19 protein-coding genes and 2 pseudogenes are annotated in these 26,797 nt (G+C 58.7%); 8 read left to right on the plus strand and 13 right to left on the minus strand.

Going from position 1 to position 26,797, the window contains the following annotated elements:
• Positions 1–10: 10 nt before the first annotated feature.
• The 3 genes and pseudogenes from ACA072_RS03590 to ACA072_RS03600 form a co-directional block, all read right to left on the minus strand.
• Entirely contained in the window at positions 11–3,418 is a 3,408-nt protein-coding gene (locus ACA072_RS03590) for a Tc toxin subunit A (protein ID WP_497623201.1), read from the minus strand.
• Between the two features lie 211 nt (positions 3,419–3,629).
• Positions 3,630–4,493: a methyl-accepting chemotaxis protein gene (locus tag ACA072_RS03595; RefSeq protein WP_497618187.1), complete on the minus strand. Its 864-nt coding sequence runs from the start codon at positions 4,491–4,493 to the stop codon at positions 3,630–3,632.
• Positions 4,494–4,535: 42 nt separating this feature from the next.
• Positions 4,536–5,549 (minus strand): annotated as a pseudogene (locus tag ACA072_RS03600) (methyl-accepting chemotaxis protein); the annotation flags it as partial.
• Positions 5,550–5,810: 261 nt separating this feature from the next.
• Between ACA072_RS03600 and pmrG the strand changes: the two are divergent.
• Both pmrG and ACA072_RS03610 read left to right on the plus strand, forming a co-directional pair.
• Positions 5,811–6,482, plus strand: coding sequence for a lipopolysaccharide core heptose(II)-phosphate phosphatase PmrG (gene pmrG / locus ACA072_RS03605; RefSeq protein WP_497623204.1), 672 nt, complete (start codon positions 5,811–5,813; stop codon positions 6,480–6,482).
• Positions 6,483–6,508: 26 nt separating this feature from the next.
• Complete coding sequence (locus ACA072_RS03610; RefSeq protein ID WP_497623205.1) at positions 6,509–7,372, plus strand: phosphatase PAP2 family protein; 864 nt, start codon at positions 6,509–6,511, stop codon at positions 7,370–7,372.
• Here the strand turns inward: ACA072_RS03610 and ACA072_RS03615 are convergent.
• The 6 genes from ACA072_RS03615 to ACA072_RS03640 form a co-directional block, all read right to left on the minus strand.
• Entirely contained in the window at positions 7,323–8,762 is a 1,440-nt protein-coding gene (locus ACA072_RS03615) for an ArnT family glycosyltransferase (protein WP_497623207.1), read from the minus strand. The two genes, ACA072_RS03610 and ACA072_RS03615, sit on opposite strands and share 50 nt — an antisense overlap.
• An 84-nt stretch (positions 8,763–8,846) precedes the next feature.
• The gene (gene rimJ, locus ACA072_RS03620; RefSeq protein ID WP_497623209.1) at positions 8,847–9,434 is read right to left on the minus strand and encodes a ribosomal protein S5-alanine N-acetyltransferase; all 588 of its coding nucleotides are present in this window, start codon (positions 9,432–9,434) and stop codon (positions 8,847–8,849) included.
• 57 nt (positions 9,435–9,491) lie between these two features.
• Entirely contained in the window at positions 9,492–10,514 is a 1,023-nt protein-coding gene (locus ACA072_RS03625) for a sensor histidine kinase (RefSeq protein ID WP_497623211.1), read from the minus strand.
• Positions 10,515–10,523: 9 nt separating this feature from the next.
• Complete coding sequence (locus tag ACA072_RS03630) at positions 10,524–11,981, minus strand: ATPase domain-containing protein (protein WP_497623213.1); 1,458 nt, start codon at positions 11,979–11,981, stop codon at positions 10,524–10,526.
• Complete coding sequence (locus tag ACA072_RS03635; RefSeq protein WP_497623215.1) at positions 11,978–12,412, minus strand: hypothetical protein; 435 nt, start codon at positions 12,410–12,412, stop codon at positions 11,978–11,980. The genes ACA072_RS03630 and ACA072_RS03635 overlap by 4 nt, the downstream gene beginning before the upstream one ends.
• A gap of 242 nt (positions 12,413–12,654) precedes the next feature.
• Positions 12,655–14,061 carry a DUF2252 domain-containing protein gene (locus tag ACA072_RS03640; protein ID WP_497623217.1) on the minus strand — a complete coding sequence of 469 codons (1,407 nt, stop codon included), beginning with the start codon at positions 14,059–14,061 and terminating at the stop codon, positions 12,655–12,657.
• Between the two features lie 140 nt (positions 14,062–14,201).
• Between ACA072_RS03640 and ACA072_RS03645 the strand changes: the two genes are divergently transcribed.
• From ACA072_RS03645 to ACA072_RS03655, 3 genes are all read left to right on the plus strand, one after another.
• Positions 14,202–15,119: a YeeE/YedE thiosulfate transporter family protein gene (locus ACA072_RS03645; RefSeq protein WP_497623219.1), complete on the plus strand. Its 918-nt coding sequence runs from the start codon at positions 14,202–14,204 to the stop codon at positions 15,117–15,119.
• Between the two features lie 70 nt (positions 15,120–15,189).
• Positions 15,190–15,441 carry a helix-turn-helix transcriptional regulator gene (locus ACA072_RS03650; protein WP_497623221.1) on the plus strand — a complete coding sequence of 84 codons (252 nt, stop codon included), beginning with the start codon at positions 15,190–15,192 and terminating at the stop codon, positions 15,439–15,441.
• Positions 15,438–16,637 carry a type II toxin-antitoxin system HipA family toxin gene (locus ACA072_RS03655; RefSeq protein ID WP_497623223.1) on the plus strand — a complete coding sequence of 400 codons (1,200 nt, stop codon included), beginning with the start codon at positions 15,438–15,440 and terminating at the stop codon, positions 16,635–16,637. Before ACA072_RS03650 ends, ACA072_RS03655 begins: the two co-directional genes overlap by 4 nt.
• A 261-nt stretch (positions 16,638–16,898) precedes the next feature.
• On the opposite strand, the gene ACA072_RS03660 is transcribed toward ACA072_RS03655, so the two are convergent.
• The 4 genes and pseudogenes from ACA072_RS03660 to ACA072_RS03675 all read right to left on the minus strand — a co-directional run.
• Entirely contained in the window at positions 16,899–17,156 is a 258-nt protein-coding gene (locus ACA072_RS03660) for a hypothetical protein (protein ID WP_208670081.1), read from the minus strand.
• Positions 17,157–17,191: 35 nt separating this feature from the next.
• Entirely contained in the window at positions 17,192–17,575 is a 384-nt protein-coding gene (locus ACA072_RS03665; RefSeq protein WP_497623225.1) for a DUF6124 family protein, read from the minus strand.
• Positions 17,576–17,924: 349 nt separating this feature from the next.
• Complete coding sequence (locus tag ACA072_RS03670; protein ID WP_497623227.1) at positions 17,925–18,848, minus strand: hypothetical protein; 924 nt, start codon at positions 18,846–18,848, stop codon at positions 17,925–17,927.
• Between the two features lie 106 nt (positions 18,849–18,954).
• Positions 18,955–19,151, minus strand: a pseudogene (locus tag ACA072_RS03675) (hydrolase); the annotation flags it as partial.
• Between the two features lie 265 nt (positions 19,152–19,416).
• Between ACA072_RS03675 and ACA072_RS03680 the strand changes: the two are divergent.
• The 3 genes from ACA072_RS03680 (at position 19,417) to ACA072_RS03690 (ending at position 26,796) form a co-directional block, all read left to right on the plus strand.
• Complete coding sequence (locus tag ACA072_RS03680) at positions 19,417–20,349, plus strand: NAD-dependent epimerase/dehydratase family protein (protein WP_497623229.1); 933 nt, start codon at positions 19,417–19,419, stop codon at positions 20,347–20,349.
• Positions 20,350–20,411: 62 nt separating this feature from the next.
• Positions 20,412–23,225 (plus strand): bifunctional glycoside hydrolase/polysaccharide deacetylase family protein, encoded by a 2,814-nt coding sequence (locus ACA072_RS03685; RefSeq protein ID WP_497623231.1) that lies wholly within the window; start codon positions 20,412–20,414, stop codon positions 23,223–23,225.
• Entirely contained in the window at positions 23,203–26,796 is a 3,594-nt protein-coding gene (locus ACA072_RS03690; RefSeq protein WP_497623233.1) for a tetratricopeptide repeat protein, read from the plus strand. Before ACA072_RS03685 ends, ACA072_RS03690 begins: the two co-directional genes overlap by 23 nt.
• Position 26,797 lies beyond the last annotated feature (1 nt).

Genomic DNA, 26,797 nt, shown 5'->3' on the forward strand with positions numbered 1-26,797 from the left:
TGTATGGGGATTAGTGACTGGCCGCCATGATGGCTTCACCGACCGTTTTCCATTGCGCTGTCGAACTGTTGTCGTTGAGAGCAATAGCACCGAGTAACGCACTCGTGCCCAGCCCGGTGGCGTTACAGGCGCTGTGACAGCGCATGACCCAATCGATGTCCTTTATGGTTTGGGCCATGCGTAACGGCAACTGCGAGGTAAGCACGGTGACTTCTGCCGCTGTCCAGTTCAGGAGTTGGGCCAGACGCTCGTTGACAGCGCTTGTCTCGCGGCCATAAAAATTGGCGAACTCCAGGTAGCTCAGCAGGTTTTCTTCCGGCTGCTGATAAGTGCTCATGAAGTGGTTGAAGCGATCGAACAGGTACAAGGTTTTGAACGAGAGCCTCAGTTGTCCATCCGGCGTGTCCAGCCAGCGGGCAGTGCTCAGAAGTGCGCGCAGGGCCTTGTTGCTCAACTGCAACCGGACAGCGGCCTCGGTGTGGCGCAGAAGCGGATGCAAGGTGCGCGCGAGCTCATGTGAGTCTTTAGAGACCAGAGCTGCGCAGAGAATCTGATGGACTGAAGTGCTCGCCCATATCACGACGTCTTTTGCACAGTTCATGGGCAGCAAGAATGTTTCCTGCAAAAACGCTTCGATCAAATGCTGCTGACGATCATGGGCCAGCAAGAGAAAATTCTTGAGCTTCTGCTTGCTCTCGTCTTTGAGCTTGCGGTTTTTTCCGTGATCGTCGTCCAGTTTGATGGAGTCGTCATCGACGAGTCTGTTCAGTGCGGCGGTCAACGTCTGTGGTACATCGTGTTTGATCGTGGGGGCGAAGTTTTTTACCAGCCCTTTGTCATCTAACAGGGTATTCGCCAGCATCGCCCTCCAATCAACTTTCCCCGGCAATGCCAGCGCCGCCCACTCTTGTGCGGTGACCACACTCGCGTGGGTGTCGGCGATGAATTTAGTGAGGTACTGCTGCAAATCCCCCAACGGATAATCGGCACTGGTTTGCAATTCAAGGACACGTTGCAGCATCGGGATGTCGTAGCCGGACTCTTTGATCCAGCGGGTTATCCAGTCCAATTGCATCAGGACGTCGATGAGGTCGAATGCAAAAACGCCCTGGGGGGCTTCATGACTCAAAAGCACTTCAGTTATCTGGCCAGTCAAGGTGCCAATCGAGGTTAATCCCCCTCCCTGATAAATGGATTGCAGTATCAGGCGCGGATTTTTCCGGTGGGTCAATTCATCGAAACCAGCGCCACTCCATTTGATGTTCTGGCCCTCCAGCGAAGTGATGCCTGTCGAACCAGTGGTTGGTGTCTGGTTGATGTAGATCGACGGCTCATCCATCTCACCTGATTCTTTGGTAAAGCTCAGGTCAATCCTTTTGTCTGTTGTGCTGTTTGCGAACCATGACGTGTTGGTCTGCAGGCTTGACCCCGCAAGGAGGGTGGCGCTGCCCGGGCCGTGCTGTTCCGGAAGCAGAAAATGTGCGATCAGCTCGAAAAACTGCGTTCCATTTTGGCCCCTTATTCTGAGTGTCCGCATGCCGTCGTTGCCCGTTGCCAGGCACCTGGAAATGTTTTCCCCTCCCAGCAAATTGGCCAGCGTCGAACTGTCGCTGATCGAGAGACCGAACATCCGCGCGATACGCGCCTGGCGATAGATGGACGACAGCGTGGGCAAATCACACTTGAGAGAACCCATGTGTTTTTGCGTATTTCTGACGACCTGCAATAGCGAGTCCTCTGTCAGAGGCAAGCCAAGGCTGATGCTCAGGTGCTGGAGAATGGTGTGAGAGGCAGGGTCCGAATTTTCCGCCCGAAAGACACGGCCATTGAGCTTCAGCGGTGCGTCAAATACCCGGGCCTGATTGAACACCTTATCGAACAGCGTGATGTTATCGCCGGTCGCGCAGGGTGATACCTGGTGCAGCAGCGCGCCAAACTCTTCAGCGGTGATTGAGTACTTGCGATTCAGGTATCGATAAGCACCAAGGGCACGGATGGCATGGCAGTCGAGCTGCATCTGGGCATTACGCGGCCGCTTCAATTCAAATGCGCTGCACAGCAGACTGTCCAGCTCTGTGAAAGGAATGTCGAGCCAACGCTGGAGGCGAATCATTCGATGCAGGCGTTCGAGTTGGTCCTCTGTCGCATCAGCGATCGCCCCGGGGCTTTTCTCTCTGTCCAGCGTCATGCTTTTTTCAGGGGGGGCGAGAGGGCCGTTTACGTACCGAGCGCCGTAGGGCTGGTTGTAAGGTGCCGACAACAAGTAATGCGCAGAGGTATAGGGCGCGTGCTTGCCTTGCGCCAGCAAGGCCTCCAGTTGTTCGGCCTTAAGTTCGGTTCGCTCAAGGAAAGTTTGTATTTTTTTCAGGTCGGAAATTGATGCTGTGCCGTAGATCTTTATCCAGTAATTTTCTTTTTTCTTGCTCTGCTCTCCGGAGGGCAGTCTGGCGAATGCCGTATCAGCCAGGATCTGTTCAGCCCAAGGAAGTTCTTTCAGCAGCGCCTGTTGTTGCGGGCCCAGCCCGGACATCAGCCTCTGAGCTTGAGCCGAGGAGACGTTCTGCACCGTACCGAAACGAGAACCGTAGTTTTTCGTGACAGGCAGGTATTCGCTGACGAGGTAATTCAGCTCTCCGAGCGTTGGTTTGTCCGCGCTCAGACCCAGCAGGCACTGATGATGGAAAAACTCGTACGGAAGGGCAAAGGGGTAATTCCTTTGCGCCAAAACGTCATAGATCGATCTGCCTCTGTCGTCGGTGGTCTTCAGCGCGTCCTGAATATTCTGGCCCAGGATCGCATTGACGATCCCGAGCATCGGTTGCGCGGTGAAGGTGCTTTGCTGATCAATCGACAGATCTGCGAGATCCGGACGGCGTTTATCCAGCGTGATCCGGTTGTCTTTTTCTCCCTCTGTTGACGAGGCGCTGGACTCCAGTTGCAGCGCAAACCGGTACAGCGCTCTGAGGTAGGCGACCGGTGAATCGATGGCGGCGATCGAATCGTTCTTGCACGCGTCGTCCCAATTCTCTTTGAACAGATGGGTGTAGGTGGGGCCCTGTTTCTCGACGGCGCGAATGCCCGGGGGATGCCAGTGGTGCTGTGCCGTTCCGTCCGATGTCCGCTGCTCCCGGTAAAGGTGACTGATCTGGGCGGCGTAACATCTGGCGTCTTTGTAGAGCGCACCGGAGTCGATGCTTTCGGCGTGTGCCTTGAGCTTTTCGTCGCTATTGATCGCGGTCGCTAAACGGTCCTTGAACTCGGCTTCGGTCATCCCCGTGATGTCGAACACGGAAGTGATGTTCAGCTTTTCTTTGAAGAGTTTTTCAAAGGCTATCGATTCGCCCTCGGGAGCGAAGGCCCCGATCAACATATCGAGCAGGGGATTTTCTTTGTTATCGGTTGCGAAATTGTCGTCCATGCCGATGAGCCTCCAATGTGGAGATATCGACATTACGGACTAGCAGGGGGGAACGCTGTCAGCTCTTCCATTCAGGGCAGGCTGGAAGTTTCGTCACTGGGCAGGGGAAGAGGGGCGGGAAGGCTGTAGGATTTTTAAGGGTGATGGCAATGAAATTCGCCGGTAAGCCCCTGACCCTCCAGCAAGATACCGGAGGGTCAGGATCGCGGCGTTACACTCGGAAATGGCTGACCATCTGCTGCAACTGCCCCCCCAACCGCGCCAGCTCGACACTGGACGCAGCGGTTTCATCACTGGCGGCGGCGGTCTGCTCTGACACGTCGCGCACGTTGATGATGCTGCGGCTGATCTCTTCGGCCACGGCGCTTTGCTGCTCGGCAGCGGCGGCGATCTGCTGGTTCATCGACTGGATGTTGGACACCGTGCGGGTGATGTTTTCCAGCGACACGCCCGCCTTGCGGGTCAGGGCGACGCTGCTGTCGGTCAGGGCGCGGCTGTTGTTCATCACGGCCGACACTTGTTGAGTGCCATTTTGCAGACCGGCTACCAGGCCTTCGATTTCTTCGGTGGATTTCTGAGTGCGCTGCGCCAGGCCGCGGACTTCGTCGGCAACCACGGCAAAACCACGACCGGCTTCACCGGCACGCGCAGCTTCGATGGCGGCGTTGAGGGCCAGCAGGTTGGTCTGTTCGGCGACGGCCTTGATCACGTCCATGACGCTGCCGATCTTGTCGCTTTCCTGTTGCAGCACGCTCATGGCTTCAGTGGAGCGCGCCACTTCGCTGGCCAGACGCTCGATCTGGGCGATGGCTTCGTTGACCACTTTGTCGCCTTCGCGAGCTTCGCCGTCAGCGGCGGCTGCAGCCTGGGAGGCTTCTTCGGCGTTGCGCGCGACTTCCTGCACGGTGGCGGTCATCTCGTGCATGGCAGTGGCCACTTGATCGGTCTCGATCTTCTGGCTGTTGACGCCGGCGCTGGTTTGCTCGGTGACGGCGGACAATTCTTCAGCGGCGCTGGCGATCTGGGTGACACCGTCGCGGATGCCGCTGATCAAGTCACGCAGGGTCACGCCCATGCGGGCGATGCCTTGCTGCAATACGCCGAGTTCGTCGCGGCGCGTCACTTTGACGTCCTGGGACAGGTCGCCGCTGGCGATGCGTTCGACCACGGCCAGGGTGTCGCGCAACGGGCCGGTGATCTGACGGGTGATGATCACGGCAGCAATGATGCCCACCAACAACGCCAGCAACGTACTGATCAGCTGCAGCGTGCGCGCCTGGGCGCTTTCGACGTCACGACGATCGAGCTGGATCTGATACAGCTGATCGCTCAGGGTCACGATGGCAGCGCCCTGGTCGGTCATTTCCTTGCGGGCCTGCACAGCATCGGTGTTGGCCGCTTTATAGGCGAGCAACGCACTGCGGTAGTTACCGAGCGCGGTTTCCAGCTGACGCAGGGCGTCTTGCTGGGTCTCGGCAAACTGCGCGTTGAGCGGTTTCAGGCTGGCAATCGTCGAATCCAGTTGGACGACGGCTTTTTGCTCGGTCTCGGCATTGGTGGTGGCGGTGTAGCCGCGCACTTCGTAGCGGGCCAGGATGAACGCTTCCTTGGCGGCGGTGACAGCCTGGAATTGTTCGAAACGCTGATCGCTCAGGGGCATTTGTTGCACGCGGGCGCTGATGGCGTCGATCAGCGTGCTGGCCGTTTCGGCATTGGCGGCCATGGTGTCGCGGGCGCTATTGCCAGTGCGGTAAGCGCTGCGCATTTTGTTCAGCGACGTCTTGTAGGCGTCGATGTACGTGCCTTGCTCCTTGAGCAGCTTGAGGTTTTCCGGGCTCTTGAACTTCGACAACAGCGATTGTTGCTGAGCGGAGAAGGCATCTAGGGTGGTCTGTACGTTCTGAGCGGCGGTTTCATCGCCGTTGGTCAGCATGTATTGCAGGCGAACCACACGAAGCTTGGTCAGGCCGGAGTTGAGCTGGGTGATGTCGCTCATCCAGTTACTGCGGTCAATCAACCCGCCCAGGCTCGTCCAGCCGGTCAGGGCCAGTACGCAGGTAAGTGCCAGGACCAGGCCGAACCCCAGGCCCAGCTTCATGTTCACGCTGATGTTGCCGAACCAGCTATTCATCAAATTCCTCCAGGAACGTTGCGCTTTCGATCGTCGGTTGGCTGGAAGATTGTTGTTTTTAGGAGCCAGCAAGGGTGTGTAGCAGGTCTGTATCGGCAGCAAACGCGAGAGCTGAAAGGATTTTGTCGGACAGATTCTGTAACAAGGTTTTTGTGGGAGGCTTAAGCTTTTTTTCACATGGGTTTCACCGACCGCCGACGCGCGCCTCTCTACCCTCGCGGTATCGAATGACAATGGTGCATGCGGGTGAGGCCGTTTGATGTGGAATTGAGACTGAATCTGTTCGGGATAAAACGCTCGATCAATCTGAGCGTTTTGGTCCGTTATCGAAACACCGCGGTGGTGCTGGCCTCGGCGTTGTTGGTGATTCCATTGACCGTATGGCTGTTGCAGCCGGCCGCAGTGCCGGACCTGGCGCATGGCAATGTGGCCGGCGCACGAGCATTGGCCAAGAGTTGGGCCAAAGGCGATGTGATCGTGCTGGTACGCCACGTCGAGCGTTGCGATCACTCGAAAGCCGCGTGCCTGAGCGGCAACGACGGGATTACCGATCGCTCGCGCAGCGTCGCGGTGGGTGTCGGTGCGCAGTTCGAACAATTGGGGCTGGAAAAGGCCGATATCTACAACAGCCCCATGATGCGTACGTCACAGACGGCCAGCTACATGTTCAACAAGGTCGGTGTGGGCGAGGACTGGCTGATCAGCTGCAGGGGCACGATGCTGCGTGATGCCCTGGCGCACAAAGTGGCCGGTCGCAATCTGATTCTGGTGACCCACAGCGAATGCATGGCGCAACTTGAGAAAGACCTCAAGGTGTCGACCTCCACGCTCGGTTACGGCGCTTCTCTTTTTATCTCCGCCAAAACCCATAAAGCACCGCGCATGCTCGGTTTCATCGAAGCCTCCGACTGGCGCTCGGTGACCTCCGAATGAGTATTCCTTCTGGATCAGGACACACCATGCTGACGTCTTCGTGCCATCGGTTTTACTGGGTGAATTTCGGTATCCCGCTGTTCTGCGCGGCCGTGGTTTTCCTGATGTTCGACATGACCAGAATCGACATCGCCTTCAGTAATCTGTTGTTTGATCCCGTCACCCAGATCTTTCCGCTCGACAAGGTTCACTTCTTCGAGAAGCTGACTCACAAGTGGGCGCGCATCATTCCGAACTGGACGGCCGAGATTGCCTTGATCGGCGCGATGCTGTCGTTTGTCTGGCCGCTGATTAACACGCAAAAGTCTCCGCGTCTCGGCCACTTTCTCGAACGCAGCAAAGCGGCGGCGGTGCTGCGATTTGCCCATGAGCATCGTCGGGATTTTCTGTTTGTGGTCTTCGCGTTTGCCATCTGCACCGGCGTGATCCATTTCCTCAAGGCGCACACCAGCGTGTACTGTCCGATTGAAACGACCCTCTACGGTGGGAAAATGCCGCACATTGAATGGTACGAAAACTTCCAGCTCTTCAAGGAAGCCGGTGATGGCCGTTGCTGGCCGGGCGGTCATGCTTCCGGTGGTTTCACCATGCTTGCGCTGTACTTCGTGGCTCGCCGTTACCGTTGGCGTTATTCCAAAGCGCTGATGTATGGCTCGTTGCTGCTCGGTTTCGTCTACGGCACGACGCGGGTTCTGCAAGGCTGGCATTACATGTCCCACACCTTCTGGGCCGGGATCTTCGTGTGGCTGGCGTGTTTGCTGACGGCGTTGGCGTTTTACGGGCGAGCGCGCCTGGAGATGCCGGTGCTGCAAAAGGCCGAACGGCCGGCCGCTGAGCCGCTTACTGGTTTACAAAGTAGTAAGCCTGACGTCCCACCTTCATGGACTTGAGCACTTTCAAGGGCGCGGCCGGTTCGGTTTCACCGGACATGACTGCCACGTTGGAAGGGGAGGCGGTCAGAAATTCATGCAATTGCGCCTCGGTGTCCAACCCCTTGAGCACTCGCTGGGTGTAGAACACGCTGGCGCCGCCCACCCGTTCGTTAGCCTGGAACAGGGCGACGTGTTGCCCGTTGGCCTGCATCGTCTGAATCTGTGCGGTCAACGGCAGAAACGACAGTTTACGATCGGCATGGGGCAGTGCCCATTGAGCGGCGGCCAGATAAATGCCGATTACCAACGCGAGGGCGCCAATGGCCACGCCACGTCGATGTCGTGCGATGAGCCCCAACAGGTTCGAAGCCCCTTCGCGTACCTTGAGCCGCTCGAACAGGACGCTCGCATACTCCGCAGCAATCACCGCCGCCGCTGGCGTCATCGACATGAGATACACCGTGCGCTTGCTCGACGCCAACGTCAGCATCACCAACTGCGCCACAATCCACAGCGTGAAAAACAGCAAGTAACGATTGGCCATCAGGCTTTTTCGGAAATGCCACAGTCCCATGTACACCAGGATATTCCACGGCAGAAACGCCTGGGGCAGCTTGGCCAGGTAGTAGTGGAACGGCTCGTAGTGCCCGGCCTCGACAAAGGATCCGCTAAAGCGTCCGACGCTGTTGGTTAGCAGCACTTCCCCCACGGCCTGAGCGCCACCGCGCTGATACAGCACGGCGAGCCAGACCATCAGCGGGATCAATCCCGCAAGCGTCAGTAAACCGGGGCGTAGCCAGTCCGAGAGTTTCAGGCGCTTGTCCATCAAGGTCTGGGCCAGCAGATAGGCGAAAATCACCACGCCCGGCATCGCCAGGCCCAATACGCCTTTGCTCAATGTGGCGATGGCGATTCCCGAGGCAAACAGCAACGCGTTGCCGAGCGTCGACTGTCGCTGCCCCTGAAAGAACGCCAGCAGCGCCATGCTCACGCCGAGGGCGAGCAACGCGTCTTCACCGACGCCGCGCACGTTGCTCCAGTAACTGGCCATGGTTGCCAGAAAGATCCCCGCCGTCCAGGCAATCGCCTTGGGCCGGCCGAACCGGCGCAGCATCGCGTACAACAGCATCACACTGAACAATCCGGCGAACGCCGAGGCCAGTCGCACCGCCCACGGCGTGCCGCCAAAGGCGCGGATGGCGCCGGCATCGAGCCACAAGCTCAAGGGCGGTTTTTCCAGAAACGGTTCGCCGAACAAACGGGGCGTCACCCAGTCGTTGTCCAGGTGCATTTGCATGGCGATCCCGGCCACCCGGGACTCCGTGGAACCTTGCAGTTGATGATTGCCCAAGGCAAAGAAAAACAGCACAGCGGCAAGCAGAAACAGGGAAGTGGCGGGACGCGACATAGGCTTCTGGTTACCGAGGAGGTGGACCGGGAAGCCCGAGCATACGGGGCGAATGCTTAACGAATTGTGAACGGCTTGCGAGTATTACGAGAGAGGTCTGGACCAACGCTGTTCCGGGGCTTCAAAGCGATCGTTGATCAACGCCGTCAACACGTGATCCTGCCAGCGCCCGGCAATGCTCAGGTAAGCCTTGGCGTAGCCCTCACGTTCAAATCCCAGACGCTCCAGCAGCCGTGCGCTGCGCTCATTGCCGGGGATGTAATTGGCCATGATCCGGTGCAGTTTCTGCTCATCGAACATGTAGCCGATGGCTGCTTCCAGCGCTTCCTGCATCAAGCCCCGGCCCTGATGGGACTCGTCTATGTGATAACCGAGATAACACGCCTGAAACGCCCCGCGAGTGATGCCGCTGAAGTTGCAGGCGCCGATCATCTGGCCGTTGTCCAGGTCCAGCAGCGCGAAATGCACCGCCAGGCCGGCCTGGAACGCACTGGCTTGCACTTCAAGACGCGGGCGGATGTTTTCAGGGCTGTGGTAATCGGTGGGGCGAATCGGCGACCACCGGGCGAGATGCCGATGGTTGCGCCGGTAGAAGTCGCTTTCCAGCGCCGCCTGCTCAGGGTCGAGCACCGCCAGCGTCAAGCGTTTACAGGGCAGGGACAACAGCGGCATAGGGCGCTCCGGTTCGAGGGGATCGTCGCGCAAGCATTACGTGGCCAACGGAAAAACTCAAACCGCCAGCGGCAATGTCACGATAAAGGTGCTGCCTTTGCCGTCACCGTCGCTGTTACCGATCACTTTGCCGCCATGGGCTTCAACCAATTCGCGAACCACCGTCAGGCCAATGCCCAGGCCTGCGCCGTTGAAACCGACGGCGTGAACGTCTTGTACAAACGGCTCGAAGATAAACGGCAGGGCCTGGGCGGAAATTCCGATGCCGTCATCGCTAATGCTCATTTCCAGCACGTTGTCCTTGGCCGTGACTGACAGCGTGACGTGGCCTCCCGAGGGTGTGTATTTGGCTGCATTGCCCAGCAGGTTGCCGAGAATCTGCGTCAGCCGCACCGGGTCGCCGTCCACCGACAGTGTGCATGCGGGCAGTTCGGTGGTGAAATGCAGCTGTCGGGTGTTCATCACCGGGCGGCACACCTCGATGGCCTCATGGATAATCTGCACCATGTCGACGATCCGGCAATCGAGGCGCAGCTTGCCGGTGCTGGCGCGGGACACGTCGAGCAAGTCATCCACCAGCCGCGTCATGTGCCGCACCTGGCCCTCGATCAATGCCTGCATGCGCGGCAGCTCTTCACTGGGCGCCCGCACCAGTCGGCCGGCGATCATGCTGATGGGGGTCAGCGGGTTGCGCAGTTCATGGGCGACCAGCGTGAGGAGGTTGCGTTGCTGCGCCAGCATATGTTCTGCCGAGGCTTGCAGGTTTTGCGCGCTGAGGGCCGCGATCACCAATTGTGCGTTGGCCTCGCGCATTTCCAGAAACAGCCGCTGCTCTTCTTGCGAGCGCTGGGGTTTTTCCGCATCCGATTGTGCCAGCAGGATGGCCAGCACCAATTGCTGATTGGCTTCGACCAATTGCTCGATTTGCTGGGCGTCCACCAGTTGGTTATTGGTATCGCTCAGTTCTTTTTTCAGCGCCGCCAGCACCGCACGGGCTTCGACGGTTTTCTGGCCGATCAGGAACAACTCACGAGCGGCCGAGGCCATCGTTTGCGCGTTCGTGCCATTGGCCTCAGTCATAGTCCCTTTTTACCCCTCGTCCTTGGTGAGCTGCCGGGTTGGCCGGCCTCCCAGTAATCCTTCCTGATCCGGTAACATTTCGCCGATTTGCAAGCCGTTATTGTCGATGCGGTACAGGCGCAATTCGTCGGAGTGGGCGCTGGCCCGAACCTTGACCACCGCCATGATGCGCAACAAGCGGCTCTGCACTTCAATATAGCGCTGGACGATGATTGCGTCGGTGAGAAACGCCGTGCCGTAAGGGCTGAAGCGCAGGTCGGTGTAGCGGTCTTCCAGTTCCGAAGTCAGCAACACACTGACACCAATGCTGGTCAGTGCCGTGACCATGCGCGACAGTGATTCACGAAAGTCTTCGCGGAAGGTCGGTGCCAGCGCCAGTTCGAAACCCGACAACGAATCGATCACCACACGGGTGGCTTTCAGTCGGCTGATCTCGCTGAGCAGCAAATGCACGATTTCGTCGATGGACAGGTCCGGCGCACGGCTGTCCACCAGGCCGACTTGTCCGCTTTGAATCAGTCCCGCCAAAGTGGAGTTCTGGGAGTGGTTCGGCCGTTGTTCAAACACCGCGATCACGCCGGTTTCGCCATTGCGCGCGCCTTCGGCCAGGAAGGTTGACGCCAGAATGCTTTTGCCCGAGCCCGACGGCCCGGCCACCAGCAAGGAATAACCCCGGGGCAGGCCGCCGCCGAGCATGTCATCGAGCTGCGGCACGCCCATTTTCAGGCGTTTACTCGGGAATTCCAGCGGTGCTTCAACCGGGTTGGCGGAGGCCGGTGCGAAGACCTTGATCCCCGACGTCGCAATACGGAAGGTATGCAGCCCCGGCAGCGTTGGCTGGCCGCGCATCTTCATGATTTCCATCTTGCGCACCATGGAGTTGCGCTGAACGCTTTGGCGCAGCCAGATCAGGCCATCGGCCACGGTGAAAATCGGGTTGGTGTCGGTTTCGGTGAAATATTCGCCAATCAGGAAGGTCGTCGCCTGCCAGGTGGTCATCAACATGCCCAGTTGCTGAACGAATTGCGGCAGGTTGTTGTTGGGGTTGTCCTGGGTCTGGCTGGCCAGCACCACGGAGCGGAACGAATCGACAAACACCAGCCCCGGTGAGTGAGCTTCCACCTCGCTGACGATGCGCCGCAGCACCTCGTCCAGATTCCCCGCCAGGGTGTCGTCGGCCAGGTTGATGTAGCGAATCGAATGGTTGATCGCTTCGCTGTCGAAAAAATCGAATTGCTGTTGATAGCGCAGCATCTTCAGCGGCGGCTCTCCCAGCACGGTAAAAAACAGCGCCGGGCGTTCAGGTGTCGCCAGGGCGAACATCATCTGATGCGCGAGGGTGGTCTTGCCACAGCCAGGCGGGCCGGCGATCAGGTTGAACGAAAACTCCGGTAATCCCCCGCCCAGCACCTCGTCCAGTCCTGGCACGCCGGTGGCCAGGCGGTTGATAGTCACTTTGGTGCTCATGGCGAATTTTCCTGCGAAGGGGTGTCGCTCAAAGAAGGTTCCCACATGCCACGAAGCAAGCGTTCGGTAAGCGAGGGCCCGATGAGCGTGGTCAGCAGCTCGTAAAAGGTAGTCAGCAACACTTCACCAAAAAACAGCGCATCGGTGTCGTTTTGCTCAACGATTACGGACTTGAGGGCAGTCAGGTCCATGCCGGCCGGCACTTTGTCATAGATGCCGGCTAAACGCGGATGAGTAGAGGCGCACAGGTGGAGGCTGCGGCGATAAAGCGCAGCAACTCCCTGCGGGCCGATGATGGGCGTGAGGGCTACATCCATATCCTGCAAGGTTGAAATGATCGCCTGGGCGATCCTTGCGATGTCAGCATTGGGGCCAACACGGTGCGCCAGAGAAGCTACGATCTGGCGGCTCTCTTCGCTTAGCGTGGACATGGCTAACTGATATCTGATGGACAGACATCCATGCTACACCCAATGAAGCGGCCGGGTGTGATTTGCATCAGGGCGCAGGGTTTTGGATGCCAACCCGCAGCTAATCAATCAAAAGGCAAAAAAAAGCCCGCGGGAGGGCGGGCAAACCGTAGTTTCTTGAATGAGCGAGCGCACTGTACCGGTTGGAGAGGGCCGGCGGGGTGAAGAAAAATTTATGTGGAGGGAGATCCCCGGGTTAGCGCTTACGGCAAATGATCTGCCGCAAAGTCTGCCTCCGAACGTGCCCGCAACCGTCCCTCGTGGCAGGCCTGCTGGAAGCGTTCGAAGTCGCGTTCATTCTGTACAGCATAGCTATTGGCATACTTGAACAGCGCGTCGGCCAGCGCATCACTTTTGCCGATGTAGCCGCTGATCTGCGCGGCCTGCCCGGATGATTTGGCATGTGCGCGGGCGAGGGCGCGACCACAGACGCGTCCATAAGCGGCGAAGGTCTGCGCATCGAACGTCTCGAGTTCGGCCGAGATTTTCATGTCGCGCAACTGCCGCACATAGAAGTGTCGACCGCTGGGGCCGGTGGTCCAACCGAGAAACAGGTCACTGGCCGCCTGCATCAACCGTTGACCATCGACCACCCGCTGACCGTTGTGCCGCTCTTTTGATTTTGTCTTCACGTAATTGGCCAGCACTGAACGGCGTGCTTCCTTGAACTGCAGAAACAGCGGGAACTCCTGATCATCGGTCAGCAGAGCCACCAGGCACCGAGTACCGACGCTGCCCACACCTACGACTTTGAACGCCATGTCCTGGACATGAAAACGTGAAAACAACGCTCGTCGGTCAGCTTGCAGCGTGCCGGGATACTTGCGCATGAAGGCGTCGTAGATCGGCCGCCAATCCGAGAGGCGCAGCCAGTCATCGCTGGCATCCAGCAGCGTGGTGTTTTTGTGCAGATGGAAAATTTCCGGCAGGTCATCACGAATGATCAGACGGCCATGGGCGTCACGCTCGCTGATTTTCGGCAGCAGTTCGGCGTGGGAGCGGCCCTCGGCTTTTTCGATGGCGCGTTCGATATGCTCCAACGTTTTTTTGTTCGCCTGCTTGCGCAGGTCGTCGTATCGGATGGACTCGTACCAGGTTTCCAGCGAGCTTTGTTCGGCGCACTCAAACATGGTTTCCCGGTAGGCGCCGACCGCTTCGCGGCAGACCGTTTCCTCGACTGTTTCGCTATGACGCAAGTCGCGGGCGGCCACCACGACACTCGTCACCAGCCGTTTAACGTCCCACTCCCAAGGGCCGGGATGGACCTCATCGAAGTCGTGGACGCCGAACAACAGATTGCGTTCGGGCGTGGCGAAACCGCCGAAGTTCATCAGGTGGCAATCGCCGCAGATGGGCGATGTCAGTCCCATGGTTGGCGTGGTGGCCAGATCGTGGGCCTGCAACAGCGCGTTGCCGCGATAGAAAGTGAAGGGGGAATCGAGCATCCGACCGTAGCGTAATTCGACCAGGGATTTGATGCGGTCTCTACTGGACGCTTTGATCAGCGGGAGCGGGTCGCGGGTTATTTTCCCCGTTGAGGCTTGAGCATTGCGGGGGCAGTTCTTGCGAGCATCCTTGCCTTGCTTCAAGCGGTCTTTGAGGGTGGTCATGGGAGCTCTTTGAGTGAGTGTGTTGGGGCGTTTGCGGTTTTAGTGTAGAAGGCCTTCGCGGGTTCACCCGAAGTTTGGGCTGCGGCTGATCTATCCTTCAGGAACATGTTCAATGTCTGGGGCTGGAAACAAGGAGGCCTGTGCTTTCACTGCTGATTTCGCTGCTCCTGGCCTTCCTCATCGGTTGGGTATCCCAGCGGATGGGCATGTGCCTGGTCAATGCCACCGGGTTGTTGCTCAGGCGCCGGCCGACGCTGTTTGTTTCGCTCATCTCTTGCGGTCTGTTCGGCCTGTTACTGGCACCGTTCTATAGTCTGTTTGATGTCAGTCAGCCGTTGTTCATTCCCAAAGTCGGCTACTTGTCGCTGGTCGGAGGCGGGTTGCTGTTCGGCATCGCCTCGGTGCTCAACGACGGTTGCAGCGTCGGCACCCTCACCAAACTCGCCAGCGGCAACCTCAGCAAAGCCTTCACGATTATTGGCTGGGTGGTGGGGATCGTCCTCTGGTATCACCTGAACATGCTGACCGAACACAAAACCCTGCAAATGCCGACGATCTCCAGCCACCAATACTGGCTGACCATCGGCATCTTGCTGGCGGCAATACTCTTCCTGATCCGTGTTCACGGCGACAAACACCTGGTGCTGTCCAGCATGCTCCTGGGCGCCTTGACCAGCGCCCTCTACACCTTCGAACCGCTGTGGACCCCGAGCGTGTTCTTTTACAACCTATCGCAAATGTTCTGGTCCTCGGGCGACAACTCGCTGACCAGCCAGCGCGTGGCGGTGTTCGTCATGCTGTTGGCGGGAATGCTCAGTTACACGCTGCATCGACGGACTTTCAGCTATCAGCGGTTTGAATGGAGGGCAGCGGTGAAGCATTTACTGGCGGGGGTGATGATGGGGATTGGTGCATCGATGATGCTGGGTGGAAATGATTCGCAGATTTTGCTGGTGTTTCCGACGATGACTTGGGTAGGCGCGGTGCCGTTGGGGGCGATTGTTTTGGGGATATTGGTGGGGATTGGGGTGAGGCGGGCAAGGGGGCGGATCTATTAAACCAAAATTTGATTTGGCTGTAATGTTCCGTATGCGTTACATTTTTCTATCAATGTTGCGGTAACTACACATGGATTACAGTCTGCTCATTTCCCGTCTCGGCAACCAGATACGCGAAAAACGTATGAATCGTGGCCTGACTCAGGCTCAGGTTGCCGAACTCGCAGGGATGACACGATACAAAGTCATTGCCATAGAGAAGGGGACACTTTCTGTAGGAATGATCGCCTATGCGCGGATTCTGGCTGCGCTGGATTGCGAGTTAGCGGTTATTCCAGCGGCTATGCCGACACTTGAAGAGCTTGGGGATCTGTTCGAATGAAAATGACGTCGCTCAAAGTCAGTACGCCAGAAGGGAGTAGCGGCAGAATCCTGACCAGCGCAGAGGATTTCCTGTTTCGCTATGACGAAGACGCATTACCCCCTACGGCCATCAGCTTGTCGATGCCTGTACGGCCTGACGAGTTTCGTCGCCGAGAGCTGCACCCGATTTTCCAGATGAACCTGCCGGAAGGTTATGTCCTGGAGCAAATACGTAATCGCTTGGCTAAAACCGTTAACGTCGATCCAATGCTGCTGTTGGCATTGTCTGGTAGCAGTTCACCCATTGGTCGTGTTTTGGTGCGCTCCGAAACGGTCGATTCCTTGCTTGCTGGACAGCAGTTTCCTGGCGAAAGGCTCGAAGAGATTCTGACGTGGGACGGTACTGAAGATATCTTCTCTGATCTGCTCGATCGCTACATCCTGCGGGCGGGCATTTCAGGTGTTCAACCCAAAGTGTTAGTGCCTGAACGGCAGGAAACTGCCTCGCCGCGGGTCACCTCGAAAACCCCGGACTTGATCATCAAAAGTGGTCGAGAGGAGTTTCCGGGGCTGGCCATCAACGAGTTTCTTTGCATGTCCATTGCCAAGGAAGCAGGCATTCCCGTTCCGGAGTTTTTCCTGTCCGATAATGCGCAGCTTTTTGTCATGCGGCGCTTTGACCGAGACGATCAGCAAGACCCGATTGGTTTCGAAGACATGGCGGCGTTGATGGGGCTTTCGGCCGATCAGAAGTACAGCAAAAGCTACGCGGCAATCGCCAAGGCTGTACGGCTTTTCTGCCCCGCTAAGCATCTGCGATCTTCCCTTGATCAACTGTTCGATAGCATCGCCTTGAGTTGCATCGTCGGAAACGGTGACGCTCACCTGAAGAATTTTGGCTTGCTGTACTCCGAGCCTACGCAACGCGATGCACGCCTGGCACCCGCTTACGACATCGTCAACACCACGGCCTATATCCCGGAGGATGTGTTGGCGCTGGATTTGGCGGGCAACAAGTCATTGTTTGCGTCTCGCCAAGGGTTGCTGGAGTTTGCACGAACGTGTGAGATCGCCCAGCCCAAGGAACGTATTCAGAGCTTACTTGCGGCACTTGAAGTGGTGCTTGGGCGGTATCCCGAGCATCGGGAACGTGCACCTCATGTTGTTGCTGCCATTCAAGAAGCGGCGGCGCCATTTGTGCTGACGTTTGGGTAGGATTTTTTAGAGGGACCAGCGGAGCGTCGTGGCTTATCGATGTGAATGAAGGCAATCACTTTAGTGAATGGCGAGCGTTAAATCTTTACCTGATCAAATTTCTGTAATTCGCTCTTGCGACGGATCGAGGGAAGGGGAGTCAATTGAGTCGACAGAAAGTTACAGTTTATGAAACCTTCTGTTGAGCCCAAGCCCAAAAAGGCACCTGCGATATTCTCGTCAGGTGCCTTTTTTTGATGGGCGAATTCGATGATTTGGTATTTACATCGACGAAACCTGCGCCTGCAATCTTCGCCCAACCACATCCATCAAATCGCAGCCATCGCGCAGTGAAGTCACTAACACCCGCGCCAATTCACTGTGAACACCTTCGCTCACAGCAAAGCTCTCCAGCAATTGAGTCGCCGTGCGGATGCGGTAAGCCGCGGTTTCGTGCAATACGTCCAGCGGTGCTTCAGTGTCGATCAGCAGCGACGCGATGGTGCAGTCGATGCCGGTGACAGGCATGTATCGATCCATGACAAAACCTCCATTAGGTAAAAGAGCGCGACCACTCAGTTGTGGCTGGCGGACGGAGCTTTGGCCACGCCATCGGGCGGGTCGAGGTTGTCCAGCGCTCGGTTTACCAACAGTTCGCCGAGCAACGCCAACTGCTGAATCGCCAATGCCACGTTGCGGCGCGAGCCTTCAAGTTCGCAGGCCAGGTCGGTGGTCATTACGTTGAGCGAGGCGAGGGTTTCGCAGGCGTGAGCGAGCAGGGTGGGTGTGTCGACGTCGGGGAGGAGGGTGAAAACGTGGCTGATGGGGTCGGGGTGGTTTGGGTTGCGGAGGCGGGCGCTGATGATGCGTTCGGTGGTTTTGGAAAGTTGGCCTAAATCGGGTGCGTCTGCATCTGAATGTGCCGCAGATTCGGGCGGATTTGGGGTGATCTTTTTCATGCTGGAACTCCTTGCGTTGTTTGGGAGCTGCCAGTCCCCTGCTGTCAAACAGGATTGGGTGGCGGCTGTACGCGGGTTGACAGACCGGAAACGCAAGCATCCAGTGCACCCGAAAGTGCCCCACGCACAGCCACCAAAACGAAACTGCACACGTGAAAGGATGCCGTTTTATCCGGAGGAGTGAAAGCTTGCGGTTCTTCAGCCTGTCAAAGCCGTTCGCTGTTTTTGCAGCGACACCTGAAGGCTATCGATGCAAAACACCTTCCGCCAGTTCATGAAAGCCGACACGAGTTGCGGGAAGTTTCCTAGGACGAGTACTACGTTCCTACAAGCCAAGTAACTGCTTATCTCAATACTCCGCAACCCCATCCCCCCGCAAAACCCACCCAGCCTCCCCAGCCACCAACCGATACCGAACCTCTCGCATCTTCCCCGTCCTTCCAGCCCCCTCATCCGCACTTTCATACACCGGAAACCGCCGCACCAACACACCCTCAACCACCGCAAACTCATCCTCGCCCTGATACCCCTCCGCCGCTTTCGCATTCTCACTAACAACCGGAAGATAAATCTCGCTCAGCGATTTCTTGCGATTGGCCGCATAGGCAAGCAACTCCCCCGGCATTCCACGTCCGGGCGATCTGGCGAAGACGTAAATCTCCGGCGAGCCATCCCGATCAAGGTCCGCCACCTCCGCCCGGACGATATTGCCGGTCAGCGACCGGGTGATCTCTGCGTTATCGATCTCCAGCCCTTGAGGCGAGATGCTCACGGCAGGGTTGCCGTCGACCCATTTCCCCGTCACATGAAAACGGATGCCCTGTAGTTCAAGCGTCTGGTCAAACGGCTGAGTGCTGTTCGAGGTGTCGGAGGGGCTGAGGTTCAAGGAAAGGTTGTAGTTCGCCACCTCGTTGCGCCGTGCGGCATTGCGCATGAGGTACACCTGAACCGTATATTCGCCGTCGACGGGCAACGGCCCCATGAAATGGTTGCCCATGATTGAGCCGTTAAACAGCGCATAGTCCGCGCCGTTGGCGGTGATATTGAAGTAGGCAGACGTGTTGGAAGGCTTGAGGTCGACGGTCAGCATCTGGCCTGCCCTCGCACTCACACGGTATTGCGCAGTGAGCCGGCCCTGGATGGACTGTTTGATCTCGACGGCATCGGTGCCCTTGTCGTAAGGGACTTGCTCGACACGGGGCGCGACTTCGGTCGCGGCGTGTACAGACAGGGAAACCATGGCCGCAAGGGCGGCAGTGATCCAGATGTTCATATTTATCTTCCTTAGAGCAGCGCTCCCTGTTGATTACAGTTCATCCGACCTCATCGTGTGCTTGAAATGATGCTCCTAAAGTCTCACCCCCAACGCCCCCATCCGAGTGGTTGATAAAGAAGCGATCCGCCTCGATCAGGCTGTCATCGTCCGATGCAGGGTGCCATCCAAGTTGTTTCTCAAAGGGTGTTTTTGATTCGTCGTGATGTTCGACGGTGGCGACGCTGGGCAGGCTGCCGAGGATTTTCCGGATGCCGTCGATGAGCCATTACGGTGGGGAAAAGCTGGTTGGACGTCGATGATAAGGAGGGCTTAAGGAAAGGCGAAAGTTCCGTTCTAGACGTAGTTTGACGGCCTGAAATGGCAATTGCATGACAGCCTGTAGCTAATAAATGTCGTCAAATAAGTGACGTTTTTCGGGGTAAAATACCGCTCGGCGATAAGTTAGACAAAGTATTGACAGTGGCAATCTGATCTCCCATTATCGGCCGCGTTTTGATGGCCTTGCGCCACAAACTCGGCGGAATTCAACCACTCGTATCCGCTCTACTGTTCAGGGAGAGATTTCATGTTTGTTGAGCGAGTATTGGTGACTGGCGGTGCAGGTTTCATCGGGTCGCACCTTGTAGAAGCTTTGCTGGGTAAAGGCTACAAAGTCCGCGTGCTGGATAATTTGTCGACCGGCAAGGTCAGCAATCTGCCGATGGATAATGCCAATCTGAGCCTGGTCATCGGTGATGTCGCCGACGGCGCCGTGGTGGCACAGGCCATGCGCGATTGCGGTGCTGTTGTTCACCTGGCGGCGGTGGCCTCGGTGCAAGCGTCGGTGGATGATCCGGTCAGCACCCATCAAAGCAACTTCGTCGGCACCCTCAACGTGTGCGAAAGCATGGTGAAGGCCGGGATCAAGCGCGTGGTGTTCGCCTCCAGCGCGGCCATCTACGGCAACAACGGCGAAGGCACGGCGATTCACGAAGACACGCCAAAATCCCCGCTCACGCCGTATGCCAGCGACAAACTGGCGAGTGAGCAATACCTGGATTTCTATCGCCGCGAACATGGCCTGGAACCGATGATCTTTCGGTTCTTCAACATCTTCGGCCCACGCCAGGATCCTTCATCGCCTTACTCCGGCGTGATCAGCATTTTTACCAAGCTGGCCATGGCGGAGCAGTCGGTGGCGATTTTCGGTGACGGTGCGCAGACCCGCGACTTCGTCTATGTCCAGGACCTGGTGAGCATCCTCGTTCAGTCCCTGGAAGTCAGCGAACCGAGCCCCGGCGCGGTGAACGTTGGCCTGAGTCGTTCCACCAGCCTCAACGACCTGATTGCCGAATTGGGTACCGTCACCGGTAGCCCGTTGAAGGTGATTCATCACGCGCCACGTCAAGGCGACATTCGCCATTCGCGCGCCAACAACAGTCGCCTGCTCGAGCGTTTCGCGCTCCCGGAACCGACCGCCATCGGCAAGGGCCTGGCGCAGCTAATCCGCAGCCTCTAATCCGGCCGGTTCTACTGTCCGACATCCAAGCAGTATCGGTTCAGTCAATTCAAGAGTGAGTTATGGAAATCGTTTTTCGCAGGACGCGTGTCCGCGCGGCCGCTAAACGGCTGCTCGCCGCTTTAGCGTTGTTCGTCAGCGGGCCCGCCGTCCAGGCCGCAGCATTGCCGCAACCCGCCAGCGTGGTTTTCTGGTACGCCGATCAACCGCCCATTTCCGAGTTGGCTCAGTTCGACTGGTCGGTGGTCGAGCCGGGGCACATGACCGTGGGCGACGTCAAAACCCTGCGCAAATTGGGCAGCCAGCCGTTCGCCTACCTGTCGGTGGGCGAGTTCCACGGTGGCAAGGCCGAACTCGACAAGGCATCTCTCTCGGGGGCGGTCAGCCCGGTGCGTAATGGCGCGTGGGACAGTCAGGTCATGGACCTCGCAGCACCCGCCTGGCGTGAACATTTGTTCGGCCGAGCCAAGGCGTTGCAGGCCGAAGGCTACGCCGGTTTGTTTCTCGACACCCTCGACAGCTTCCAGTTGCTGCCGGAGTCGGCGCGAGAAACACAGCGTGTGGCCCTCGCCGGGTTCCTGCGGGAATTGCATCAGCGTCAGCCGAACCTGAAGCTGTTTTTCAACCGTGGATTTGAAGTGTTGCCTGACCTCGATGGCGTGGCCGCCGCCGTGGCGATCGAATCGATTCACGCCGGCTGGGACGCTTCTGCCAAGCGCTATCGCCCGGTGCCTGAAGCCGACCGCGAGTGGCTGGAAACCCAGATCCAGCCGCTGCGTGCCAAAGGCATCCCGCTGGTAGCGATCGACTACCTGCCACCGGAGCGTCGCGATGAAGCGCGCAAACTGGCCAAGCGGCTGCGCGATGAGGGCTTCATTCCTTACATCAGCACGCCCGAGCTGGACTCGATGGGCATCAGCAGCATCGAAATCCAGCCGCGCCGAATCGCGCTGCTTTACGATCCGCGCGAAGGTGACCTGGTGCGCAACGCCGGGCACACCTTGCTCGGCGGTTTGCTCGAATACCTCGGCTATCGGGTGGATTACCTGCCCGTTGACAGCACCTTGCCGGAACACCGATTCAGCGGTTTGTACGCCGGGATCATTACCTGGATGACCAGTGGCCCACCGCAGGATGCATCGGCTTTCAATAGCTGGATCGGCAAGCGTCTGGACGAACACGTCCCGGTGGTGTTCTTTTCCGGGCTGCCGATTCAAGACCCGCTGCTGCTCAAGCGTCTGGGCCTGATTCGCTCGGCGCCCATTGGCACTCAAGCGTTGACCATCAACTATCAGGACAAGGCGCTGATCGGCGCTTTCGAAGCGCCGGTGCAGCCGCGCTCCCGTGACCTGACCGCGATCTCCCTGCTGCCCAAAGGTCCGAAAGCCGCGTTGCTGCTGACCACTGCGGACGGCCAGACATTCGCTCCGGTGGCGACCGCCGAGTGGGGCGGTGTGGCCCTGGCGCCGTACATTCTCGAAACGAACAACGAGCGCAGCCGCTGGATTCTCGATCCGTTCGCCTTCCTCCAGGCCAGCCTGCGCTTGCCGGTTCAGCCGCGTCCGGACACCACCACTGAAAACGGCCGCCGCATCGCCACCGTGCACATCGACGGAGATGGTTTTCCGTCGCGCGCCGAAGTGCGCGGCACGCCGTATGCCGGCAAACAGGTGCTCGACGATTTCATTCGGCCCAACCCGTTCCTGACGTCGGTGTCGATTGTCGAAGGCGAGATTTCACCGCGCGGTATGTTCCCGTTCCTGGCCCGCGAGCTGGAACCCATTGCCCGTGAGTTGTTTGCCAACCCGAAAGTTGAAGTCGCCAGTCACACCTTCAGCCATCCGTTTTTCATGCAGCCGGAAGTGGCGCAGAAACGTGAGAATTTCAATCCGGAATACGGCTTGAAAATGGCCATCCCGGGCTACGACAAAATCGATTTCCGCCGCGAGATTTTTGGCTCGCGCGACTACATCAACCAGCAGCTCACCACCCCGGAAAAACCGGTGAAGTTGATCTTCTGGCCGGGCGATGCCTTGCCCTCGGCAGCCACTCTGAAGCTGGCCTACGACGCGGGCCTGAAAAACGTCAACGGCGCCGAGACCATGCTGACCAAGGCCAACCCGTCGCTGACCGGTCTCAACCCCTTACTGCGCCCCACCGAAGGCGGCTTGCAGTACTACGCGCCGATCATCAACGAGAACCTCTACACCAACCTGTGGAAGGGACCGTATTACGGTTTCCGCGATGTGATCGACACCTTCGAGCTCACCGACAGCCCACGGCGTTTGCGCGGCCTGCACCTGTATTACCACTTCTATTCGAGCACCAAGCAGGCCTCGATCAAGGCGATGAACGAGATCTACGGCTACATGAAGGACCAACAACCGATGTCGCTGTGGATGAGCGATTACCTCGATCGCGTGCACGGTTTGTATCAAGCCAGTCTGGCGCGCACCGCCGAAGGCGACTGGCAGGTTCGCGGGATGGATGCGTTGCGCACCCTGCGACTCGACCCGCAGATGGGTTGGCCGGATCTGCTGCGTTCGCAAGGCGTCGCCGGTGTTCGCGACCTGCCGCAAGGCCGGTATGTGGCGTTGAGCAGCGACCAGGCGTTGCTGGTGTTGCGTTCCGACCGGGATCCACGGCCGGCGCTGGAGGAGGCCAATCTGCCGTTGCTGGACTGGAAATATGTGGACGAAAAGCACGTGAGCTTTTCGTTTGCCGGGCAGGTCGACCTGACCTTCTCCGTGCGCTCGGCAAGCAGCTGCCGGGTGGACGTGGACGGGCAACAATTTGCAGGCAAGGCATCCGCCGGCCTGTGGACTTTTCAATTACCAATGAAGCAGGTGAGTCATGGTCAGCTCTACTGCATCTAACTCCTCAGCAACCAAAAGCCGCCGCCTGCTCAATCCCTGGGCATTGGCGGTGGTCGCGGTCGCCGTGGGCGGCCTGCTGTGGTTGACGTTCCAGCGCGAAGAAGTGTTCCAGCCTGACGGCCGCGAGCCGGATGCGGTCTCGGCCAATTACGCCGAATTGCTGCTGGCGGCGCACCCGGATGACGATCACCTGCGCTTGCAACTGGTCGATCTGTTGATCCGTCTCGGCGACTACCCGAAGGCGCGCCAGCACCTTGAGAACTGGCCGAAACCGGTCGTTGAGTTGCAGGCGTATTACCGGTTGGAACTGGATGCGCTGGAAGCGGCGAAGGCCGACGATCCAATCGCGCAGAAAGCCTTGATCGAACGCCTGAAAAGCTTCGATCACCGCCTGTTGCCGCTGCCGCAATTGCAGAACCTGGCCAAGCTGGCGCTGACATTACAGGCGCCAGCCTTCGCGGCCAGCGTCTACGAAGAAATCGCCGACCGCGATCCAGCTCAGCGCATTGCTGCGCTCAAGTCCGCCGCGCAGTGGTACCTGGCCGGCGAGCAACCTGGCCGCGCCGCCGACATTTATCTACTGCTCAAGCAAGATAGCCAGCAATCGTCCGAGCGACGTGAATACGCGCAACTGGCGTTCAACAGTCTGTTGGCCGCCGGTCGCGGCGAACAGGCCGCGCGTGTGCTGGCCGATGAACTGGATCAGCTCAAGGATCCGCAAACCGATTCGCCGTGGCTGGAGCAGGGCGTCGACGTTGCCGTGGGCAGCAAGCGCTTCGATCTGGCCCAGCGTTTTCTGGATCAGTGGCGCGTGTTGCAGCCGGACAATCCGCAAATCCTGCGCGAGGAATTCAGCATGCGTCTGGCCCTCGGCGACCTGTCCGGTGCGTGGGACAGTGGTCAGCAGCTCGTGGCTGAACACCCGGATGACCTGGCGTTGCTCGAGCAAATGGGGCATCTGGGCGAGTGGCGTGGCGACAGTCAGGCCGCCCTGGGTTACTGGATTCGTCTGCTGAAGCTGCACGAGGACCCGCAAACCCGTGAACACGCCTGGCGTCTGGCCAGCCAGCAGTTCGATTTCGACCGGGCGATCCCTTTGCTCGCCGAGATCATGGAGCAGCGTGCGCTGACCGATATCGAACTCGACGCGCTGAACTACGCCCACGAGTCCCGCGGCACACCGACCCAAGCCGAAACCTGGTTGCACGCTTACTTGCGCAAGTACCCGGCGCACCGTCTGGCCTGGACACGCTTGCTGCAAAACCTAGAGAACACCGGGCAGTTTGCGCAGAAAACCGAAGTCTACAAGCGCTACTCGAAACGCTTCGCACTGACGACGACCGAGCGCATCGACTGGGCCAACACCGACCTCAAGCTGTTTGATAATCAGGCGGCGTGGGACGTGTTGCAGGTCGATAACCGCAAGATCACCGATGAGGGTTACTGGCGCCTGCGCGCTGCCTTGGCGTGGGATCTGGAACTCGATGATGAATTGCAGGTTTCCCTGGAAAGACTCCTCGCGCTCAAGGGTTCGCTCAACAGTGGTGACGAGAGTCAGCTGATCACCATGTATCGCACCAGCGATCCCAAGCGCGCCCTGACCATGATGGTCGGCAGCTGGAAGCGCACCCGTGATCCGCAGCGTCTGGTTGAATCCTTGCAGCAAGCCCAGGAATTGCAGGACTGGCCGCAAGTGATCGCGCTGCTCAAAGACGCCGAGCAATACCCGGACGCCAACGAGCAAGCACAAGTGCTGGCGATACGCGGTGCCTTGGCGGTGCAGCAGGGCAACGTCGACGAGGCACAGCGTTTGTACCTGCTGGGCCTGTCGCGTTTCCCGGATGACAACCTGTTCCGCGAGCGCTTAATGTGGCTGTACGTCGATCAAGGCAACACCGCCGCGCTCAAGCCGTTGCTGACGGAATGGAAACCCCAGGCACGTCAGGACCGAATCCTCTGGCTGCCGTTTGCCAGTGCCAGTCAGATGCTCGGCCGCGATACCGAAGCGTTGGCCTGGTATCGCCTGTACCTCAAGACCAGTCCGCAGGATTGGCTGGTGCGCGCGGCGTATGCCGATGCCCTCGAAAGCGCCGGTTATCAGGACGCGGCTCAACGCTTGCGCTTGAAGCTGCTGCGCAGTCCCGAAGGCGAAAACATTCAGCCATCGTCCCAACGTTACGCGATCTGGTTGCGGTTGATGGCCAGCAGTTATTCGCCGGGCAAGGCGCAGCAGGAAGTGGCGAAGTGGAAGGACGGCTCGCCAGCGATGTTGCAATTGTGGTTCGAACGTTTGCTGGCGCGTCTCGACGCGACCAACCAGGAATCGCAGAAAGACCAGTGGCTGGAGTGGGCGCGCGGCCAGGGCTTGAAGGTCCAGCGTTACGAAGAAATTCAGCAAGCCTTGCGCAGCCGTAACAAGGCGCAAGTCGAAACGCTGTTGGCCAGTAGCGACCTGAACCCGGCGCAACGCGCTCAGGCGCTGAGTCGTCTCGGCCGCTTCGATGAAGCCCTCGACCTCAGCCAGTCCGCGCTGGGTGACGATCAGCCGGCCGCCGTGCGCGAGCAACTGCGCCGTCAGGCCGTGGAACTTCAGGAATTGACGCCGCAAGGCGCGCAGCTGTCCTGGCATCAGCAGGATTTCGGTGGCCTGGAATTCAACGCCCCGCGTCTGCAAATCGCGCACAACCTTGGCGCTCAGTGGTACGCCAATCTTGAGCTGGAGAACGGCACCTACAACAGCGATCAACTGATCGAATCGCGCATGGGCGATGAGCGCAACGCCGCGCTGACCCTGCAACGTTCGGTGGAGGATGGCGGCTACAAACTGTTCGCCGACACCAGCCAGCGCGATGACGACGACCGTAACGGTTTGGGCCTGTCCCGGACGTGGCAGTTGAGCGCCAGTGACCAGATCGAGACCGGTGTGGACTGGCATCGCAAAAGCGAAGACAGCGGCCTGATGCGCGCTTTCGGCCAGCACGACAGCGTGTGGGTCGGCGGTCGTCACGGGCTCTCGGCGCGGGATCAGATCAGCTGGGAAGTGGCGCAGAAATCGTTCTCCACCCGTGCGGGCGATTCCCTGGGCAACGGCCAGGCGCTGAAGATGGAATACAACCACACGCTGGAATTCGCCGGGCCGAACTGGACCGTGCGCAGCGGTGTCGATTATCAGCACAACAACGTCAAGGACCGCACCCTGGACTACTTGTCCAGCGCCAACGGCGGTCCGGTGAAAAGCGTTGATGACTCGGACGACCCCACGGTCGTGACGGCCGACGATCTGCTGCAAAGCCGTTACGGCCAACTGTATGTCGGCAGCTCCTGGCGTCGCGGTTTGCCGGGCGCGCTGGTGCGCACTCGCCCGCAATACACCTGGCTGGTGGACGTGACGGCGGGCTGGCAATGGCTGGATCAAACCTTCAACTACGGCATCAACACCGGGATCGGCGTCGAGGTGCTGGGCGGTGACGAATTGGCCCTCACCGTCGGCTACCAATCCGCGCCACAAGGCGGGGATGGTCAAGCGGGCGGAACACTGGGTGTGAGCTACGGCGTGCGATTCGGACGCTGAT

It is taken from the genome of Pseudomonas sp. LBUM1656 (genome assembly GCF_059716065.1).

Coding starts and splice junctions, on each gene's coding strand:
- ACA072_RS03590 (WP_497623201.1), bottom strand. CDS start 3,418: ATGGACGACAATTTCGCAACCGATAACAAAGAAAATCCCCTGCTCGAT.
- ACA072_RS03655 (WP_497623223.1), top strand. CDS start 15,438: ATGAAAATGACGTCGCTCAAAGTCAGTACGCCAGAAGGGAGTAGCGGC.
- ACA072_RS03610 (WP_497623205.1), top strand. CDS start 6,509: ATGCTGACGTCTTCGTGCCATCGGTTTTACTGGGTGAATTTCGGTATC.
- ACA072_RS03635 (WP_497623215.1), bottom strand. CDS start 12,412: ATGTCCACGCTAAGCGAAGAGAGCCGCCAGATCGTAGCTTCTCTGGCG.
- ACA072_RS03595 (WP_497618187.1), bottom strand. CDS start 4,493: ATGGGCGTGACCCTGCGTGACTTGATCAGCGGCATCCGCGACGGTGTC.
- rimJ (WP_497623209.1), bottom strand. CDS start 9,434: ATGCCGCTGTTGTCCCTGCCCTGTAAACGCTTGACGCTGGCGGTGCTC.
- ACA072_RS03625 (WP_497623211.1), bottom strand. CDS start 10,514: ATGACTGAGGCCAATGGCACGAACGCGCAAACGATGGCCTCGGCCGCT.
- ACA072_RS03680 (WP_497623229.1), top strand. CDS start 19,417: ATGTTTGTTGAGCGAGTATTGGTGACTGGCGGTGCAGGTTTCATCGGG.
- ACA072_RS03670 (WP_497623227.1), bottom strand. CDS start 18,848: ATGAACATCTGGATCACTGCCGCCCTTGCGGCCATGGTTTCCCTGTCT.
- ACA072_RS03615 (WP_497623207.1), bottom strand. CDS start 8,762: ATGTCGCGTCCCGCCACTTCCCTGTTTCTGCTTGCCGCTGTGCTGTTT.
- ACA072_RS03630 (WP_497623213.1), bottom strand. CDS start 11,981: ATGAGCACCAAAGTGACTATCAACCGCCTGGCCACCGGCGTGCCAGGA.
- ACA072_RS03640 (WP_497623217.1), bottom strand. CDS start 14,061: ATGACCACCCTCAAAGACCGCTTGAAGCAAGGCAAGGATGCTCGCAAG.
- ACA072_RS03690 (WP_497623233.1), top strand. CDS start 23,203: ATGGTCAGCTCTACTGCATCTAACTCCTCAGCAACCAAAAGCCGCCGC.
- ACA072_RS03650 (WP_497623221.1), top strand. CDS start 15,190: ATGGATTACAGTCTGCTCATTTCCCGTCTCGGCAACCAGATACGCGAA.
- ACA072_RS03665 (WP_497623225.1), bottom strand. CDS start 17,575: ATGAAAAAGATCACCCCAAATCCGCCCGAATCTGCGGCACATTCAGAT.
- ACA072_RS03660 (WP_208670081.1), bottom strand. CDS start 17,156: ATGGATCGATACATGCCTGTCACCGGCATCGACTGCACCATCGCGTCG.
- ACA072_RS03685 (WP_497623231.1), top strand. CDS start 20,412: ATGGAAATCGTTTTTCGCAGGACGCGTGTCCGCGCGGCCGCTAAACGG.